The organism is Ochrobactrum sp. SSR (assembly GCF_030067775.1).
GTDB lineage: Bacteria > Pseudomonadota > Alphaproteobacteria > Rhizobiales > Rhizobiaceae > Brucella > Brucella teleogrylli.
The window spans coordinates 1,413,520-1,429,216 of the sequence record NZ_CP125969.1 but is presented as its reverse complement, the minus strand read 5'-3'; the positions used below and the strand labels follow the sequence as shown (position 1 = coordinate 1,429,216).

Genomic DNA, 15,697 nt, shown 5'->3' with positions numbered 1-15,697 from the left:
GTCGCTGTGGATTTTGGGGCAGATCTTCGGCACGCCTGAGGGACAAGAATGAGTGAAAACAACCGCCATACCGAGGATGCCAAGACCGCCCAGACGGCGCAGGTTCAGGAATCGTCGATTTTTGCGCCGCTAGGCAGGGTAAAAGGCGTTCTCATCGTCAGCATGGTTCTGGCGGTCTGCGTCATGGCTCTGGAACTGCCATTCTGGTTCCGGGCTGCGCTTCTGGCTCTGGTGGTGCTGGGGGCGGTGTGGGTCGCGAATGAAGTCGGTAGTGGTGAACCCGAAGCGGCTCCGGTCAAGGACGAAGACCACAGCGAAATGGCCGGTGTTTCCGGCGAGCGGCTGGCCGATCTGCTTACTGATCCGATGATCGTTTTCGACCATGGCGGCACGGTGCTGTTCGCCAACGCGGCGGCGCTTGAAGCCTTTCAATCGCTGGAAAGCGGAACGGCGCTCTATCTGCGCTTCCGCGCCCCGGAAATGCATGCGCTCATTCAGGGCGTTATTGCCGATGGCGAGCCCCGCAGCATCGAATATTTCGAGCGTGTGCCAATCGACCGCTGGTACAAGGCCATGGTCAAGGCGCTGCCGGATATGGACGGGCGGCCCGAACTCTTCGTGCTCATCTTCCGCGATCAGAGCGAGACGCGCCGCATCGACCGCATGCGGTCCGACTTTATCGCCAATGCCAGCCATGAATTGCGCACGCCGCTCGCCTCCTTGCGCGGTTTCATCGAAACCTTGCAGGGTCCGGCGCGCAATGACGTTGCCGCCCGCGACCGCTTTCTCGATATCATGCAGAAGCAGGCCGAGCGCATGTCGCGTCTGATTGACGATCTCCTGTCTCTGTCCCGGCTGGAAATGCGGGCGCATCTGGCGGTCAATGAAAGCGTCGACCTGACGGCTGTTATCAACCATGTCACCGACACGCTGACCCCGCTTGCCGCCAATCTGGGCGTGGCCATCGAACGCAATCTGCCGGATCGTCCGGTGCTGGTCACGGGTGCCCGCGACGAGTTGATACAGGTGTTCCAGAACCTTGTCGAAAATGCCTGCAAATATGGGCAGGGCGGCAAGAAAGTCATCGTCAAGCTGGAGACGGATGAAACCGGGAGCGCGCCGGAAGTCGTGGCTTCGGTGCAGGATTTCGGGCCGGGCATCTCTGCCGAACATCTGCCGCGTCTGACCGAGCGGTTCTACCGCATCGATGTGGAAACCAGCCGGGCGCAGAAGGGCACCGGGTTGGGGCTTGCCATCGTCAAGCATATTCTGGCCCGCCATCGCGGACGCCTCGTCGTCCGCTCGCAGCTTGGCGAAGGCTCCACCTTCATGGTGCGCCTGCCGAAGCGCGAGGGCTGAGCGTTCAGCGCGAGAACCGGCGCAGCAATTCCCATTTGAGCGGGCGAAGCCGCTGATAAAGTCGGGTGGAGCGCAGCGATCGTAACAGTTGCTGGCTTGCCAGAGACAGTTTCCCGCGCGCTGTCCGGGCGGCAACATAATCGCGCAAGGGGATCGTGCGATCTGCGAAATCCTGCTTCCACGGCTCATTGCCGAAGCCGAGATCGAAACAGGCGTAATTGTCGGTTTTCAGCGCTTCGATCAGGCGCAGGATCAGCACCTTGCCAGGCGAATATTTGTTCCAGACACCATCTTCGAAAGTGGTGATCATTGCACAATAATGCCCGTTGCGCGTGACGCTCCACATGGTGGCGACCACCTCGTCGTCCATGGTCAGGGCGGAGAAATGCAGGGCGTTGCGGGCGGCGAGCGGTTCCGTCACCAGCTCGAAGAACTGGCGCTTTTCGGGATGAGCGTCGAAGCCCGGCACGCGGGTTTCCACGAAGCGCCGCTGCTTCTGCCGCAACATGGCGTCGAGAATGGTGGCGCGTTCTTCCGGCGTGCGCGTGACGAGAAAGCGATAGCGGCCTGCCTGACGCAGCGCCTTGGCGCGCTTTTTCAAGGTGCGCAGGCCGCGGATCGATGCTTCGATATCGGGCTGTGCCCGGTCGAGCGTGATCCATTGCGTTGCCTCATCGCAATCGCGGTTGGAAATATACCAGAACGGATTGGGGCGGCCCTCGATGCTTTCCGGCATCTTGTCGAAAGCCGCTATGTCGAAGGGCGGCAGAGCGGCGATAATGGATTGCAGCAGCGCCTCCGCACTTGCGGCATCCCATGTCTGCCCATGGTCGAAAAGGATCGGCGCATTGTAATCGGCCACACCGTCATCGGTGAAGGCGAGGACGCGCGCGCCATGTTGCTGCTGGATGTAAAGGGGGACAAAAAGGACCGGGCGCCGGTCCTGGTCGCGCACCTCGACCAGACAAAGCTGGGCCTTGCGGGCTTGGCCATAACTCGCTTCCCAGGCGCGCAAAAACGTTTTCGACTGAAAGACGAACAATGCGCTGCCGCTGCTGTCATTTGCATCGGGCCAGTCTTCGGATATATCATCAACGCGACTGTGTACTTCTATTTGAAAATTGGCATTCGACATCAGTAGCCTTGAAATATCTGTTTGCTTTGCCGGTTGATAAGCTTATCCGCCAATATGCACTGACGATTCGATATTGGCATAGCGGTGTTTAGTTTATTTGAAACTAAACGGAACTATGAAACTTTGGAAAACATCCAAGAAGTGTATGTGCTTCAAGCGATGACTGTCGATAACCAACCGGTAGCGGGCAAGGCGGGGTAATGTCAGTTTCGATCATCATCAAGACTTTGAATGAAGAACAGCGCATCGCCGCCGCGATTGAAAGCGCGCTTGCAGCCTTGCCGGACGAACAGGTCGAAGTCATCGTCTCCGATAGCGGTTCGACAGATCGCACGGTGGAGATTGCCAGCGCCTATCCGGTGCGGGTGGTGCAGATCGAAGCGCCTGCGCGGGCGAGCTGCGGTCTGGGGCCGCAACTGGGCTTTCAATATTCCACGCAACCTTTCGTCGGCCTGATTGACGGGGACATGATCATCGAACCGGATTTTTTTCCGGCAGCCCTGCAATATATGGCCGACCACCCCGAAGCCGGTGGCGTCACCGGCCATGTGGTGGACCAGATTCTGGAAAGCCTTGAATTTCAGCGGCGAGCCCGCAGGCATACGCCCGAAAAGCAGGCTGGTAACATCGACCGGATGAATGGCGGCGGGCTCTACCGTCGTGCCGCAATCGAACAGGCAGGCTATTTCTCCGACCGCAACCTGCATGGCCATGAGGAGTTTGACGCGGGCGTGCGGCTGCGTACCCATGGCTGGAAATTGCACCGTCTCGACCGGCCATTCGTGCAGCATTTCGGCTATTCGATGAATGCCTACAAGCTTCTGACACGCCGCTGGAAAAGCAAATATCTGCGCGGCACGGGCGAGGTGCTGCGCGCGGCAGTCGGGCAGCCGCACTGGAAGAACGTTATAAAAGAACTGCCGGAATTGCGGCTCTGGGGCGCGGTCTATGTCTGGTGGCTGTTGGTGTTCGCCGCGCTATTGCTGGGTTTCGTCACGCCTTGGGGGCCTGTCGCAGCCCTCGTTTTCGCGCTGTTGCCTTTCGTGCTGATGTCGATCCGCGAGCGCAGCGTTTCGCTTGGCGTCTACGCGGTTGTTGCGTGGATTTTCCACGCAGCCGCCATGCCGCTCGGCTTCTTCCAGTCGCGCCGAAAGCCGCAGGACTGGATCGAAAGCCGAGTTGTGAAAGAAATATCGAAAGAGCCTCTCAAAGAGACGACATGAGAAAGCCGCGCGCCGCTTTCCTAACCTGCCTTGCCGGTCTCGGCGCTTTGGCGTGCTGGCCGGTAACGGCTGGCGCGGAAGAGTGGATGCCGGTCACCGAAACCCGGCTGGAAATGGCACCGGGCAGCCCGCTGGACTTCTCGTCCTTTCTGCCCAACCCTGCGATCGATGAGCAAGGTCGCATCGTCGCCAATGCCGCCGGGCGTCTGGTCCGGGCTGCAAAGCCGGATGAGCCTCAGCGCCTGTTTTGCGCGTCGCTCTCCTGGCGATTGCCGTCAGCCGGGAAAATTGACCACGCCTTCATCGACCGTTATGTGCGGCAGCTGCGTCTCCATGGCTACAATATTGCGCGGCTGCATTTCCTCGACACCGACCTGATGCTGGGTCGGGATGGTGACTTCAACTTCGACCCACAGGCGCTGGACCGCATTCGCTATCTGATGGCGGCGTTGAAACGCGAAGGCATCTACTTGACCATCGACGGGCTGACGGCGGAAAGCGGCGCGCTCGGCGGCAAGGATATCAACCGCTGGGGGCCGGAAGGCAATCTGAAACGCCGCATCTATGTGGACGACACCGCGTTCGACCACTGGTTGCGGTTTCAAAAGGAAGTCTATGCGACGGTCAATCCCTATACGGGGCTGGCCCCGCTGCACGACCCGGCGCTGGCGCTGATTGTTCCCTTCAATGAGAATGGCATTGAATTCACGAGTTTCCTGCATGGCAGGCCAGCGAGCGGGCCGTTCTGGCCGGGATTTGCCCCGGCTTTCAATGCGTTTTTGAAAAAACGTTATACCGGCACGGCTGCATTGTCGCGCGCCTGGGGCGGTCTTGCCGCTGGCGAAAGCCTTGAAGCGGGAACGGTGCAACTGCCACAAAGCCGCTCCGGCGGCGGTCGGCGGCTGCATGATTTTCAGGCTTTCGCCGTCGAGCGGGAACAGGCGCTGGCCGCGCGCTTTGAGGCTGCCTATCGGAAGCTGGGTTATAAGGGGCTGATCGCACCCTATAATAACTGGTTCACGGTCCAGACCGCGCTGTCGCGCATGCCGCAACAAGCGGTCAGCGCCAACAGCTATCACGACTGGACCGGCTCAATGGAACAGGGAACGACGATGAAGCAGAACAGCTCCATCGGTGAGGCCGCTTTCTATGTAAGCGAGCTTGCGGCGGGGCGCTGGATCGGGCGTCCGTTCTTCGTTACCGAATATGAACATCTGTTCTGGAACCGCTATCGCTACGAAGCCGGGCTGGTCTTTCCGGCCTATGCCGCCTTGCAGGGCTGGGACGGCATTTGCCGCCACGGGCAGGGGCCGGTCACGCTTGGTTTCGACGAGGCGGAGCCGCTTCGCCAGCGCATCGTGCCCTATACATTTGCGGTCGATCCGGTGGCGCGGGCGGGCGAAACGCTGGCCTCGCTGTTGTTCCGGCGTGGCGATGTCAAAACGGCGCCTTTTACCGTTCCCTTCATGATACAGGGCGAAACCAGCTTGGGAGATTCGCTTGAGGCGCGTGAGCCGGAAAGGCTGAAACCGCTGGCGCTGGTCGGCGGTATCGGACTTTTCGCCTCCGGTCTGCAATGGCCGGAAACCGTAACGCGGGGCATCGAGATCAATTATCGCAATGTCGCGCTGGATAATGTTCTGGGGCGTTTGAAACAGGCAGGCTTGCTTTCGCAGGACAATCCGACCGATCCCTATCGTGGCATCTTCGCCAGCGCGACCGGGGAACTCCTTCTGGAACGTGACCGCAGCCGCATGCGGGTGGTGACACCCCGCACCGAAGCTCTGGCCTTTGCCGATCTGAAGGACAGTCTGACGCTCGGGGTTGTGACACTTGGCAATGCCGAAGAGCGCGGCCTCGTTTCCGTGTCGGCGCTCGATGAACAACCCCTCGCGACCAGCGAAAAGATGCTGGTGATTTTTGCCACCGATGCGCGCAACACGGATATGCGTTTTCGCGACAGCGCGCAAAAGGTGATCGAGGATTGGGGGCGTCTGCCCGTTACACTGCTGCGCAACCGCGTCGATATCCGGCTTGCAGGCGCCGCATCGGTCTGGAAACTGTCCGCCATCGGCCTTGACGGCAAGCTTCATGCGCCCGTTGCGACCGGCGAGGGCGCAGTGGAGTTTCGTCTCGATAACGGCGCCAGCGCCAATGGGCCGACGACATTCTTCCTGCTCGAACGCCGGTTCAGCCGCTAGAGCATTTCCGGTTAAAATGGAATCGTGGAGCCGATCTATCTATTTGTTTTTACGCATTATCCTGCGCAAAACCGCTTCGCACTTTTGCTGGAACTGCTCTAGCTAGAACCTCACTGGAAATCGGTTACAAGCCTGCTCCAGCTTTCTCCCGCGAGTCCGCCGACAAAGATATCGTTGTGGTCGAGGGCGTTCAGCACATCTGGATTGGCGGTCACCACACAGACATTGGCTTTCAGGCGGAAGAACATCACCGATTGCTGCGACAGCGCGCCGAGAAAGTGCGGGTCTGCACGGCCTTGCGCCGCGATATGCCCGGCCTCCTGCAAGTGGGACAGCATGACTTCGACCACGGCTTGCTCGCGGTTTTTCGGCGCCAGAATGCTGAGCACTTCGGCAATCCCGTTTGGCCGGGCATAATAGCAGAAGAAACCCACCGGCTCGCCGCTCGTGCCGGAAACCGAGCAGGAACGGAGCGCACCGGCGGCGCGGTTGTCGCGGGCAAGGTTCAAGACCCAGTGCAGGTCCTGTTCCGTCCATGCCGGATAGGCGTCATAGGTCGGCAGGAAGTGACGGATCAGGCCGATGGCGTCGCTTTGCTCAATGTCCTGCACCGCCAGCTTGCCATTGGTGGAATTGCGCAATTTGGGCAGTGGAACGAGAGGGTCCAGAAGCTGGCCGACCTTTGCCGCAGGCCAGCCGCGCAAGGCGGCGCGGCGTTCGGCGACGAACTGGGCCACATAACTGGCAGCGCGGAAAATCCGGGTCCAGGCAAGGCCATGGGTATCGAGCGTGATGCCACCGACCGCGCTGAAATGGCGGGTGCTGACGGGTGCTGCACTGTCGCTGAAGGAGAAATCATTGGGCCGGGAGCGCAAGGTCAGCGTCAGTTCCGCTGCGCCGCGTGGTGAGCTGCCGGGGCGCATCATATAGGCGCAGAGCAGCCTTCCCATGACGATCTTGCCGTCGACATGATAGGGGATGGGCAACACGCAAAGCGTACTGTCGATCTCGCCCTTACTGTCCTCATGCACGATGCTGCACAGATCGGCATCGTAATAGGGGTTTTCGAAGAAAACTTGCTGGAAATAGCGGTCGAAACTCTCGTCGTTCGAGGTGGCTTCGGGTCGGAAGACCTGTCTGAACAGGTCGCGCACCGCTGGTATGTCGTCGACACGCATGGACCGGACCCGATGTGTCCTTGTATCCGCGACAGATGTGAACCCCACTATACCCTGCCCCTCTGCCCGGGCGGACCGGGCTTAAACTTGAACCTCTTTCCTTGCAGCAGCCTCGCGGCTTCTTTTGACGAGATAGAAGACGCAGCACCACGAAGCCAACACGATACATATTTCAATAAAGTAAATGGCGGTGAACGTGCCGGTGATCGGGGCGTACCAGGTGGCTGCCGCCAGAAGCGGCGCACCCAGAATATTACCGACATTCAGCACCGCCGTGCGATAGGCGTGCTGGCTGGCAGCACCGAGCAAATCCACTGCAATCGACCACAGAGCGACGAAGATCGTGATCCAGCACAGTGTGCGGCAGAAGGCGATCAGCGTCGTATATTCCTGGCCGAACAGAAGAGGGAGATAGGGCGCGGCGATGAAGATGACCAGCGAGGTCAGCGTTCCGATCAGAAGCGAAGCACCGAGCAGACGCAGCGTGATCGGCAATGCGTGGTGAATGCCGTTGGCGCTGGCTTGCGACAGGCGCGGATAGACGAGACGGTTCATAGCCTCGATGGTCAGCATGCTGCTGTCCACGATACGGCGGGTTACGCCATAGCTGCCGACGATGCTGGGTGCGACAAGCGCGCCGAGGATGAGAAGGTCGGCATTTTGGCGAATAGCGCGAAAAATGAACTGCGAGGCGAACATGATGCCGAGCCGGATTTCCTCGCGCACGATTCGATATTGCGGCGCGCCGAGCCGGCGCAAAAACCACACATAGATCGCCAGCACCAGCACATGGCAGCCGAACTGCCAGTAGGCCCACTGCACCACGGTTGAAATATCGAAGACGAGGCAGGCAATGACTGCGGCCAGCGTGCGCGCCACCGCAAAACCGACCACCGACAGGTTGGCCGATACGAAGTCGGTATGGGCGATATAGATCTGTTCGACGAGAAGAATGGCGCGGACAAGCACGATATTCGTGACGAGCAGGAAAAACATGCCGAGATAATTGCTGGCGAATTCCGGGACGGATTCAAGCCAGAACGGCAGCAGGATCATGCCGATCACCACCAGCACGACGCCGCTTGTGACGATCAGGATGATATTGTGCCCGAGCATGGCGGGATAGATGGCCCGGTTTTGGGCCACGCGCCGCACGAGACATTCGGCTCCGCCAAGTCCGCAAATGTAATTCGCTATGGCCGTGATCGCCATGACGGTCACGAAAAGCCCGAACTCGTGTGATCCGAGATACCGTGCCAGAATGGCAAAAGTCAGCAGCTGCGCCACATTGGCTGCAAACAGACTGCCACTCGATGCGGCATAGGACAACAAGGTGGGCCAGTAGCGTTTCAACATTTCTTACTGCGGATTTAGGGGGTAATCTGTGTCGGGCATTGTCTGCCGATGTCGGCTTTGCGCCTCGGTCCAGCCCGGCATGGCTTTTGCGGAAAGGTTGTTTCCCTCTCCCGACTTACTCAATATTGTCTTGATCTGCGGTTATTGTGCTTATTGCACATGTAGCGTTGAAATATGAACCCTAACTGAACAGGTCATGTATTTTCCAGTTTTATCGCGTATTGCTGCCCGATAGTTGTGATTAACCAATTTTTTTTAATCTTCTCATATAAACAAGGCAAAGGCGCTTTTTGCGCGACGGGGCAACAAGAGGGCGATCAAAGGCCCAACCATAGGATCGATCAATGTACACCTTGCGTGACCTTGCTTCGAAGGCTCAGCAACCGGCTGCTCAAAAGCGCGGTGCAGAGACGCTCGAGCAATGGAACCAGGCTTTGGCGCAGAACCATGCGCCGTCATATCCAAGGCCAGCGTCCGTTTCCGATGCACCTGCATCCCGTCCGGTGGAGCAGGAGACGGGGTCTTACGGCGGCGGGCTCATGCTGCCGGAAATCGATCTCTGGGCGGCACTTGAATGGGTGCGCGCCCGCTGGATATGGATCGTCATTCTCGCGCTTGCCGGTGCACTGGCGGGCCTTGCCTATGGCATGACGGCCAAGCCGCGCTATACGGCCTATACGGATATGCTGGTGCCGCCATCCGGCTTGCAGCTTTTGCCCAACGATATCTATGCTCAGAGCCTTCAGGCTGACAGCCAGATTCTCGACATCGAAAGCAAGATGAAAATGCTGGTCTCGGGCAATGTGCTGCGTCGTGTCGTGCAGGATCTCAACCTGCAAAGCGATCCGGAATTCGTACCGCCGCCTGCCAGTTTCGATCTGCGCGCGCTGGTTGGACTTGGCAAACCGAAGGGTGCATCCGACGACACGCTGACGGCGGTGCGCGCCTTGTCGCAACGCATTGTCGTGAGCCGGCCGGAGCGGTCCTATCTCGTGACCATCGGTGTCTGGACTGATAATCCCGAAAAATCGGTCAAGGTTGCCGATACTCTGGCGCAGTCGTTTCAGGAAGAAGTGGCCGAGGCGGATGCCGATGGCGCAGGTCGCGCTGCTGCGGCCTTGTCGGAACGCCTGACCTCCTTGCAGAAAGCCGCCACCGATGCGGAAGAGAAAGTCGCCGCTTTCCGCCGCGCACATGGTCTCCAGACCACCGGCGGCGAACTGGTCAGCGCGCAGTCCATGGCGCAGATCAACACGAAGCTGGTCGATGCCAAGGCGCGCCAGACCGACGCCAGCACCCGCTATAACGAGCTGACTCGTGATACGGGCAGCCCGGTTGGCCCGGCAAGCACGCTGCAATCGCCGACCATGACCAATCTGCGCAGCCAGTATGCGACGCTGAAGCAGCGTTACGATGCGCTGACCATGACCTATGGCCCGCGCTATCCCGAGCTTATCAACACGCAGCGCCAGCTCGACGGGCTGGAACAGCAGATCGCCAATGAACGCTCGCGCATCCTGCAATCGGCAAAGGTCGATCTCGATCAGGCCAATGCGGTTGTCAATGCGCTCAATGCGCAGGCCGCGACGGCGCGCTCTGCGGTAGCGCTGGATAATGATGCGCAGGTGCAGCTGTCCGACCTTGAGCGCGACATGACCGCCAAAGTGTCCATCTACAACACGTTCCTGACGCGCTCGACGGAAACGCATCAGCGCCAGCAACTCGACGCCACCAATATCCGCGTGATCTCGACGGCGATCCCGCCCGTCAGCCGCAGCTGGCCGCCGCGCACCGTGTTGCTCGGTGCAGCCGGTGGTTTCGTGGGGCTCGGTCTCGGCGTGGCGCTGGCGCTGGCGCTGGGTTATCTTGGCGCCTGGCGGAGAAATCGGGAGAGCCGTGTCTGACCTCGCTTCCCATCGGCGTGTGACGGCCCCTGTCCCAGTCAAAGCATCGCCCCGCGACCTGACGACGGTATCGTCATCGCTGGGCGTTGCCCTGTTTCTGATCATGTTTCTGTTCATGTGGGTGGGGATCAGCCCCTATCCGACTTCCAGTGCTGAACTGGGCACTGCTGCCTCGGCAGGGCAATCGAACCTGCTGAACCAGCTGCTGACGCTGGGACTGACCGCAGGCTTCATCGCTTGCGGCCTGAGCAGTCCCTTGCGCCAGACCATTCTCCAGCCGCGGACGCTTCTGGTAACGCTGTTCATCTGGATGTTCGTGACGGCCCTTGTCTCGGCGCATCCTTCGATCGCAAGCCGCAAGGTGGTGCTGTCGGTATTGATGGCGCTCAATGCCAGCATATTCCTGCTTTTGCCGCGCTCCGCCACCCAGATGGCGCGGCTCCTGCTGATCGGGTCGTTCATCACGCTCGGCTTTGCCTATTTCGGCGTTATCTTCATGCCGAGCCGGGCCATCCATCAGGCAACAAATGTCATCGAGCCGATGCTGGCGGGCGCATGGCGCGGACATTTTCCGCACAAGAACGCTGCTGCTGCTGCATTGGTGCTGCTCAGCTTCTTCGGCCTTTATGGCTGGCAAATGGGGTATCGCAAGGCAGGCGGGCTGGTCGTGGCGCTCTGTGTCTTCTTCCTGCTGCACACGGGCGGCAAGACATCGACGGCCATGCTGCCCTTCATTGCCATCATATCGCTGATCTTCACGCATTGGCGCTGGACACGCATTCCGATCTCGATCGGCGGGGTGGCGGCGTTCAATTTCGTCGCCATTGGAGCTGCGGTTTCGGACCCCATCCGCCAGCTGATCACCAGCATCGGCATTGACGCGACATTTACCAACCGCGCCGATATTTGGCGCATAGCCTTTTCGGCAGTCGCTAAAAAGCCGATATTCGGTTACGGGCTGGACTCTTTCTGGAAAACACCGGAAATGGTCTATGCCGGGGGAGGCGGGGCGACATGGGCAGTCGCAGCCTTCAACGCGCATAATGCCTATCTGGATATGATGATCAATGCGGGCGTTTTCGGCCTGATCCTGATGCTGATCTGGCTGATGATCCTGCCGCTAAGTTATATCAAAGCAGCCGAAGCGACGGGGAACGATCCGGCATTGACGCTTCTTTTCAGCCGTTTGTGGTTGTACGGCCTCTATGCATCCTGCATGGAAAGCACGTTTTTCCAGAATGGCAGCGCGGTCTGGTTTTGTTTGATGATTGCCGTTTTCGGCATGCGCCTTCAGGCGAAGGCGCGACTTGTAAGTTAAGCTTTTTTGGGGCAAAGGCTTGGTAAAGACAATGGGACAGGAAAAATTGGGGGAGCAGGACAGATTGGGCTGGGCGCGGGCACGTCTGGACCGGCTGAACAACCGCCTGCATGACGCGCTGAGCCGCAGTTTTCCGTTGCGGCCCTTTCCACTGCCGAAGGACCGGCGGATCATCAGTTTCACATTCGACGATGTTCCCGACAGTGCTGAAAGCACAGGCGCGAAGATACTGGAACGCTACGGCTTTCATGGCACCTTCTATATTGCCGGTGGCCTGGTCGGCTCCGTCGAAACCCACCGGCAGCTGATCACCGAAGACGGGCTCCGCAGGCTGGCCGAGGCCGGGCACGACATTGGCTGCCATACATATGCACATTGGAATGTGCCTTCGGTCGGCGCGCGCGATCTGGCGGCCGATCTTGACCGCAACCACGCTTATCTGCACGGGATCGAACCGAACCGGGTCGGGCGGCGCAATTTCGCCTATCCCTATTGCGCCTCGTCGATGCGCTCGCGCGGCCTGTTTGCCGACCGCTTCGCCACCTGCCGCAGTGGCGGCGAGCGGATCAATCGCGACGCGGTTGATCTCGCCTTTCTGGAAGCCGTCGAGATAAGGCAGCCGGAGCAGCATTCGCAGCAATTGACCCGCTGGATCGACGATCTCGTCGCAAATCCCGGCTGGTTGATCTTCTATACGCATGATATCAGCGACAGGCCGACGCCTTTCGGTTGCACGCCGGAAACCTTCGAAAAGCTGGTTTCCCATGCGGCACAAAGCGGCGCGGAGGTTTTGTCGATACGCGATGCGCTGGCTCATATCGGAGCAGAGGAAGGTGCTCCCTGATGAAAGCTGCCGATCCGGATCACCGCCTGCTGGCAATCAATAATTATTTTTACCGTCGCGGCGGGGCCGAAGCGGTTTTTCTCGACCATATCAAGCTCTTTTCCGAGATTGGATGGGAGACGGCTCCCTTTGCCATGCAGCATCCGGACAATTTCGCCTCCGACTGGTCGTCCTATTTCGTGTCGGAAATCGAATATGGGCGCGAGAGCGGCCTTCTCACCAAAGTCGCGCAGGCAGGCAAGATCATCTATTCATGGGAAGCGCGCGACCGCATCAAGGCGCTGATCGAGCGCTTTCGCCCGAACGTCGCCCATGCGCATAATGTTTATCATCACCTGTCGCCGTCGATCTTTCCGGTGCTGAAAGCGGCGGGTATTCCCACCGTCATGACCGCGCATGATCTGAAGCTCGCCTGCCCGGCCTATAAGATGCTGTCGCATAACCAGATTTGCGAGCGCTGCAAGGGCGGGCGCATCTACAATGTCGCAGTCCATAAATGCATCAAGGATTCGACGGCGTTGAGCGGGTTGGTTCTGGTCGAAACGGCGATCCATCGCACGCTCGGCCTTTATCGCAACACGCTCGATCGCATCGTGGTACCGAGCCGCTTCTATATTTCGAAGCTGATCGAATGGGGCTGGCCGGAGGAAAAGCTGGTCTATATCCCGAATTTCGCACAGACCGATAATCTCGAACCCTTCGAGCATGAAGGCGACTATTTCGCCTATGTGGGCCGTCTGGCCCCGGAAAAGGGCATTGGCACGCTGATCCGCGCAGCCGCAATTGCCGGCCAGAAACTGGTGATTGCAGGCACCGGCCCGGAAGAGCAAAGTTTGCGGGCGCTGGCGGCTGAAACCGGCGGCGATATTACCTTTGCGGGCTATGTCTCGGGCGAGCGGTTGCACAGGCTCATCGGCGAGGCCAAGGCGCTGATCCTGCCGTCGGAATGGTATGAAAATGCGCCGATCAGTATTCTGGAGGCCTATGCGCTTGGCGTGCCGGTGATTGGCGCCGACATTGGCGGTATTCCCGAAATGATCGTGCCGGGCGAGACCGGCATGGTGGCCAGAACCGGCGATGCTGAAGACCTTGCCCGCGTCATGAGCGAAGCCGCCAGTCTGCCCCCGCAGGCCCGGCGCAGGATGGGCCGTCTTGGCCGCACCTGGGCTGGTCGGGAGTTCTCGCCGGAGGCTTATCGGAACCGGACACTGGAACTTTACGCGGAACTGGGAGCGCTTTGATGGAACAAAGGGCTAAAAAAGCGACGTGTTATGATGCTCGGCCTGCGCGGCGTACCCAATGTGCAGGGCGGCGTGGAGCGACATGTCGAAGAACTGGCCCGTCTTTACATCGCCAAGGGTTGGGATGTCGAAGTGGTGGGCCGCAGCCCCTATCTTCCCAACAAACAGCCCTATGTCTGGGAAGGCGTGAAAGTCACGCCGATCTGGGCGCCGACGTCGATGAAGTTCGAAGCCATCGTGCATACCCTTCTGGGCGTGCTGCGCGCGGGTTTCACACGGCCCGACATTTTGCACATTCACGCTATCGGCCCGGCACTAGTGACGCCGCTTGCGCGTCTGCTCGGTTTGCGGACGGTCGTGACCCATCACGGCTTCGATTATAACCGTCAAAAATGGGGCCGCCTGGCGCGCACGACATTGAAGCTTGGCGAAAAATGGGGAATGCGCTTTGCAAACGCCCGCATCGCCGTCTCCAACGATATCGCGAAAACGGTCGGGCAACGCTATAACGTTCCCGTCACCTTCATCCCGAATGGCGTCACCCTGCGCGAGCCGAGCCGTGATCCAAGCTGGCTGGAAAAGCATGGGCTAGTTCCGAGCCGCTATATTGCGCTGGTCGCGCGCATCGTACCGGAAAAGCGCCAGCTCGATCTGATCGAGGCATTCGCCAAGCTCTCCGATCCATCGCTGAAACTCGCCTTGATCGGCTCGGCGGAATATACCGCCGACTATGCGGGAGAGGTGCGCACCCGCGCCGAGGCCGTGCCGGGCGTCGTCCTGACCGGGGCATTGCAGGGGGAGGAACTCTCCGCGCTTTTCAGTCAGGCTGGACTTTTTGTGCTGCCGTCGAGCCATGAAGGCATGCCCATCGCACTTCTGGAGGCGATGGGCTACGGGCTCAATGTGCTGGCCAGCGACATCACGGCCAATCTGGAAGTCGGACTGCCAGACGACGACTATTTCCCGCTCGGCGACATCGATGCGTTGAAAACCGCGCTACGCCGCAAGAGCGACAACCCGCTGACGGCAGAACAGTCGCAGCAACTCATCGACTGGATCGCCCGCGATTACAGCTGGGACGGCATCGCCGATCGCACGCTGAGGGTCTATGAGGAGGGGAATAGGGGAGTAGGGGAATAAGGGATTAGGGCAGTAGGGCAGTATGTGAAGGAATAGGGCGGCAGGCAAAGAAAAAGGGAGCTGCCGACGATATCGTCAAGCATACTCCCCTATTCCCTTACTCACCTATTCCCTTAGATCAGCGTGCCCGGCGTCGTTCTGCCGTCGGCTGGAAAGCCAGGCGGGAGTGGTAGCTGCAATAAGGGCTGGATTCACCCGATTCACTGCCGCAGAAGTGGAAATCTTCGTTCAGCGGGTCGCCGATCGGCCACTTGCAGGTACGCTCGGAGAGCTGCAATAAAGTGAGGCGGCGCGAGATCGGCACCACCACATTCGAAGCCGGCTTGACGACGGTTTCCGTCACCACTTCGGCTGCATATTCCATCTGCAGTGCCGTTGCGCCCACTGTCTTGGTGACAGTTGCCGTGCGCATCGTCGTCGTATGGGCCGTATGCGTGCTGCCGCCCGCATGCTGCGTTACAGGACGCGGCGCTGCTGCAACCGTATTGACTTTCTTGCTGCGCGGAGCAGCGGTCGTCGTCTTACCGCGACCCGAAAGCTTCAGACGGTGCACTTTGCCGATCACTGCATTACGGCTCACACCGCCAAGCTGTGCTGCGATCTGGCTTGCGCTCAAGCCTTCGCTCCACAGTTTCTTCAGTAGTTCAACGCGTTCGTCTGTCCAGTTCATCGCCCTGGGCTCCAATCATTTTCGTTATCCGGAATCCACCAGTGTTCCCGGATTGCTCCAGGCGCAAACACCATATCTATCCGGGTGACTAGGTCCGCCGCACGAAATGTAGCTTTTTTCTTTAAAGA

12 protein-coding genes are annotated in these 15,697 nt (G+C 59.5%); 8 read left to right on the top strand and 4 right to left on the bottom strand.

Features of this window, described 5'->3' with window-relative positions; all coding sequences use genetic code 11:
• Positions 1–48 precede the first annotated feature (48 nt).
• Complete coding sequence (locus tag QLQ11_RS06835) at positions 49–1,359, top strand: ATP-binding protein (RefSeq protein ID WP_109368335.1); 1,311 nt, start codon at positions 49–51, stop codon at positions 1,357–1,359.
• A 4-nt stretch (positions 1,360–1,363) separates the two neighbouring features.
• On the opposite strand, the gene QLQ11_RS06830 is transcribed toward QLQ11_RS06835, so the two are convergent.
• Complete coding sequence (locus QLQ11_RS06830; protein WP_109368336.1) at positions 1,364–2,494, bottom strand: GNAT family N-acetyltransferase; 1,131 nt, start codon at positions 2,492–2,494, stop codon at positions 1,364–1,366.
• A gap of 200 nt (positions 2,495–2,694) precedes the next feature.
• Between QLQ11_RS06830 and QLQ11_RS06825 the strand changes: the two genes are divergently transcribed.
• Together QLQ11_RS06825 and QLQ11_RS06820 are read left to right on the top strand one after the other, a co-directional pair.
• On the top strand, positions 2,695–3,717 hold the full coding sequence (locus tag QLQ11_RS06825) for a glycosyltransferase family 2 protein (protein WP_109368337.1): 1,023 nt from the start codon (positions 2,695–2,697) through the stop codon (positions 3,715–3,717).
• Positions 3,714–5,918 carry a glycoside hydrolase gene (locus tag QLQ11_RS06820; protein ID WP_235858903.1) on the top strand — a complete coding sequence of 735 codons (2,205 nt, stop codon included), beginning with the start codon at positions 3,714–3,716 and terminating at the stop codon, positions 5,916–5,918. The genes QLQ11_RS06825 and QLQ11_RS06820 overlap by 4 nt, the downstream gene beginning before the upstream one ends.
• 110 nt (positions 5,919–6,028) lie before the next feature.
• Here the strand turns inward: QLQ11_RS06820 and QLQ11_RS06815 are convergent, their stop codons facing one another.
• Together QLQ11_RS06815 and QLQ11_RS06810 are read right to left on the bottom strand one after the other, a co-directional pair.
• Entirely contained in the window at positions 6,029–7,096 is a 1,068-nt protein-coding gene (locus tag QLQ11_RS06815; protein WP_109368338.1) for a hypothetical protein, read from the bottom strand.
• 81 nt (positions 7,097–7,177) lie between these two features.
• A complete protein-coding gene (locus QLQ11_RS06810) occupies positions 7,178–8,452 on the bottom strand; it encodes a lipopolysaccharide biosynthesis protein (RefSeq protein WP_180917925.1) in 1,275 nt (424 codons plus the stop codon).
• A gap of 344 nt (positions 8,453–8,796) precedes the next feature.
• On the opposite strand from QLQ11_RS06810, the gene QLQ11_RS06805 reads away from it, so the two are divergent.
• From QLQ11_RS06805 to QLQ11_RS06785, 5 genes are read left to right on the top strand one after another with little or no spacing between them, the layout of a single operon-like run.
• Complete coding sequence (locus QLQ11_RS06805) at positions 8,797–10,356, top strand: GumC family protein (RefSeq protein ID WP_109368339.1); 1,560 nt, start codon at positions 8,797–8,799, stop codon at positions 10,354–10,356.
• The gene (locus tag QLQ11_RS06800) at positions 10,349–11,674 is read left to right on the top strand and encodes an O-antigen ligase (RefSeq protein ID WP_319080564.1); all 1,326 of its coding nucleotides are present in this window, start codon (positions 10,349–10,351) and stop codon (positions 11,672–11,674) included. Before QLQ11_RS06805 ends, QLQ11_RS06800 begins: the two co-directional genes overlap by 8 nt.
• Before the next feature lie 31 nt (positions 11,675–11,705).
• The gene (locus tag QLQ11_RS06795; protein ID WP_109368340.1) at positions 11,706–12,518 is read left to right on the top strand and encodes a polysaccharide deacetylase family protein; all 813 of its coding nucleotides are present in this window, start codon (positions 11,706–11,708) and stop codon (positions 12,516–12,518) included.
• Positions 12,518–13,759 carry a glycosyltransferase family 4 protein gene (locus QLQ11_RS06790; RefSeq protein ID WP_109368341.1) on the top strand — a complete coding sequence of 414 codons (1,242 nt, stop codon included), beginning with the start codon at positions 12,518–12,520 and terminating at the stop codon, positions 13,757–13,759. The genes QLQ11_RS06795 and QLQ11_RS06790 overlap by 1 nt, the downstream gene beginning before the upstream one ends.
• 33 nt (positions 13,760–13,792) lie before the next feature.
• Complete coding sequence (locus QLQ11_RS06785) at positions 13,793–14,899, top strand: glycosyltransferase family 4 protein (protein ID WP_371835948.1); 1,107 nt, start codon at positions 13,793–13,795, stop codon at positions 14,897–14,899.
• Between the two features lie 118 nt (positions 14,900–15,017).
• On the opposite strand, the gene QLQ11_RS06780 is transcribed toward QLQ11_RS06785, so the two are convergent.
• The gene (locus QLQ11_RS06780) at positions 15,018–15,569 is read right to left on the bottom strand and encodes a GcrA family cell cycle regulator (RefSeq protein WP_109368343.1); all 552 of its coding nucleotides are present in this window, start codon (positions 15,567–15,569) and stop codon (positions 15,018–15,020) included.
• Positions 15,570–15,697 lie beyond the last annotated feature (128 nt).